Genomic DNA, 2125 nt, shown 5'->3' with positions numbered 1-2125 from the left:
TGGTCGCCATGAACACCGGGCCGATGCGTCGACGTCGGTAGATGAGAATGACGAGACCGACGAGAGTACACACACCGGCGATCAACCCGAAAAATGCCGAATTCAGGTGGTACACAGTCTCGGAGATCCCGAAGAACTCGGTCCACGACTCCGGGACGAGCAGACCGATGGCGTGGCCGATGATGACGACAAGGATGCCGAAGTGGAACAGCGGAGACCCGATACGTAGCAACCGCGATTCGTACAACTCCGATGATCGGGTGGTCCACCCGAATTTGTCGTACCTGTAGCGCCAGATGGTGCCGCCGATGAGCAACACCAGAACCAGATACGGAAGTACGCCCCACAGAACCGTATTCACATTGTCACCTCGTCTCGGCGATGGGTAGCAATCGCGGATCGAAAGCCTCCAAGCCCACCGTTTCGATGGGAATGGACGCCCGGAGGGCAAGCGCGGACTGCCGATCCGTCGGTGACTCCCCCGGGAGGCAGGCACAGATCGCGGTCATCACGTCGGCATACGGGGTGCCGAGATCGACAAGGCCCAACCGAATGAGTTCCAGCGCTGCGCGGTAGACCGTCAACAGCTCCACCGATGTGGCCGGCTGGGCGCGGGCGCAGAATTCGAGCACCACAGGAAGATGGTCGGGTAGCTCCCCATGGAGATCGACCAGATAACCGCTGTCGCGATAACGCTGTTTGAACTCGCCGAGCACCGAGCCGCGGCGGCGGGTGTCTCCGTCCGTCCAGTACGACAGATACAACGTACGTTTGCTCGAAAGATCGAACACGTCGACGTACTCGCGCTGCAGCTTGTCGATACTCGAGCCCGCCAGGTGGTCGACGAAACGCTCCAGGGGCGCAGCGACAGTGCGGTCGGGATGCTCACCGAGCGCTTCCCGTAGCAACCCGATCCTGGACAACAGCTGGGAATCCGGGTAAGTCAGGCACCACGCTGCGGCCTGGTAGATCACCCGCTGGTCGACCGCTCGACGACCTCGGAGCCACCTCACGGCGTCTCCGAACTCTTGGGAAACATTCCCGACGGCACGCCGTTTCCGTCCCAGTTCAGCAAGTTGACACGACCGGCCAGACTGTCGGCTCCCGCCGCGGTATCGGAGGTCTGCCGGTGTTTGAGAGCGTGAAAGGTCTCCACCGACACCGGGGCCGGACGACCACTGGCCTCACCGAAGGCACCGGACTCGAACATTCCGGGGCCTTCCTCGTAATCCAGCGAGCAAGCCATCTCGTCGAGTTTCGCGGCCTGTTCGTGGTGAGCGGTCGGAATGACATAGCGCTCTTCGTATTTGGCGATCGCCATGAGCCGATACATCTCGTACATCTCCTCTTCCGACATTCCAACGGAAGCAGGGATGTCGGCGTCCGGCTCACGGCCCAGGGTGATATCACGCATGTAGGCGCGCATGGCGGCGAGTCGTTTGAGAACGGTGTCGATGACATCGGTGTCGCCGGCGGTGAACAGTTCGGCCAGATACTCGACGGGTATGCGCAACGCCTCGATCGCCCCGAACAACGTGCCGTACCCTTCGGCGTCGTGTCCCTGCTCGGCCAGCAGATCGACGATCGGCGACAGCGGCGGGACGTACCACACCATCGGCATCGTGCGATATTCCGGATGCAGCGGCAGCGCGACCTTGTATTTCTTGGCCAGCGCGTACACCGGGGATCGGCGGGCAGCGTCGATCCAGTCGTCGGGAATGCCGTCGGCGCGCGCCGCCGCGATCACACTCGGATCCTCGGGGTCGAGGAGCAGATCGAGTTGTGCCTCGTACAGGTCCTTCTCGTCCGGTGTCGACGCCGCGTCCGTCACCGCGTCCGCGTCGTACAAGAAGATTCCGAGATACCGAAGCCGACCGACGCACGTCTCGGAGCAGATCGTCGGTTGGCCGACCTCGAGGCGTGGGTAACACAGCGTGCATTTCTCGGCTTTGCCCGACTTGTGGTTGAAATAGATCTTCTTGTAGGGGCATCCAGTGATGCACTGCCGCCAGCCACGACACTGGTCCTGGTCGACGAGGACGATTCCGTCCTCACTGCGTTTGTAGATCGCGCCCGACGGGCAGGAGGCCATGCACGACGGGTTCAGGCAGTGTTCACAAATTCG

3 protein-coding genes are annotated in these 2125 nt (G+C 62.0%); all 3 read right to left on the bottom strand.

Annotated features, from left to right (window positions below; all coding sequences use genetic code 11):
• The coding region (gene narI / locus A2J02_RS03095) for a respiratory nitrate reductase subunit gamma (protein ID WP_068046615.1) at positions 1-361 on the bottom strand (361 nt) is incomplete at its 3' end.
• 4 nt (positions 362-365) lie between these two features.
• Positions 366-1013 carry a nitrate reductase molybdenum cofactor assembly chaperone gene (narJ, locus tag A2J02_RS03090; protein ID WP_068046612.1) on the bottom strand — a complete coding sequence of 216 codons (648 nt, stop codon included), beginning with the start codon at positions 1011-1013 and terminating at the stop codon, positions 366-368.
• Positions 1010-2125, bottom strand: a 1116-nt coding sequence (locus A2J02_RS03085) for a 4Fe-4S dicluster domain-containing protein (RefSeq protein ID WP_068046618.1), incomplete at its 5' end; no start/stop codon positions are given. The genes narJ and A2J02_RS03085, both read right to left, overlap by 4 nt.

The sequence above is a fragment of the Rhodococcus sp. EPR-147 genome (genome assembly GCF_001647185.1).
Classification (GTDB): Bacteria; Actinomycetota; Actinomycetes; order Mycobacteriales; family Mycobacteriaceae; genus Rhodococcoides.
This window is presented reverse-complemented; position numbering and strand designations above follow the sequence as displayed.